Raw genomic sequence first — 831 nt, forward strand, 5'->3', positions numbered from 1 at the left:
CCGGCAGGAGACGTATCTTCACCATCAAAGTCATAGACACTGCGAATATGAATCGCTCCTAAACCATTACCAAAGTTTTCCAACTCTACTGGAACGTAGTCTTCCGGTTCTGGCCGACTTGTAACCAACATCACCTGATCGTAGCGATTACCTTCACTCGGTAAGGCAACCACTTTTAAGGTCTTATCGCTCGCATCATAGACATATAAACCATAGAGAGGTGTCGCAGCTTCATAGGTATCTGAAGCGAGTTTCTCTTCGGTACAGTATTCTGGCTGGCCTTGTTGATCACCATCTGTTTCAGCATCGATATCGATCAGGGCAACACGACATAAGCTCCAGCTCACCAAGTAACGGTTTGAGCCATCATAAAGCGGTACAAAAGCGCCATACTGACCGTTTATCGTTTGTTCATCACTTGAGGTGACCCCGTCAATAATCGCGACTTGCGCCTGCCCTTCAATTGCGTCACTGCCATCGATGGCACGGTCTGCATCAATGAATTCATCCAAATTAATCTCGAGAGGTTCTGCGGCAAACGTAGCGCTTTCGAAGGTACGCAATGAAACCGCAATATTACCGTTTTCTAACTCTTTAGGTTTCAAGAACTGAACTTGGTCACCGTCTTCACCTGAATCATGGGAATGGCGGCCATAGAGGTAATTCAAGCCTGTACCGTCGGGGTTAATCTCGTATAAGTTAACACCATTGTTTCGTGTTTGCCCCGCGTTATCCCAACGAGAAAACAGGACTTTGCCGTTATTCAACAGGATAGGGTCTAGATCGTGGCTTTGGTTAAAGGTAAGTTGCTGAATATTTTGTCCATCACCA

Annotated in this window: 1 pseudogene; it reads right to left on the reverse strand. The window is 46.1% G+C overall.

The window, feature by feature from the left end:
* Window positions 1-831 (reverse strand): annotated as a pseudogene (locus tag A3766_RS30550) (hypothetical protein); the annotation flags it as partial.

The sequence above is a fragment of the Oleiphilus sp. HI0132 genome, from assembly GCF_001635845.1.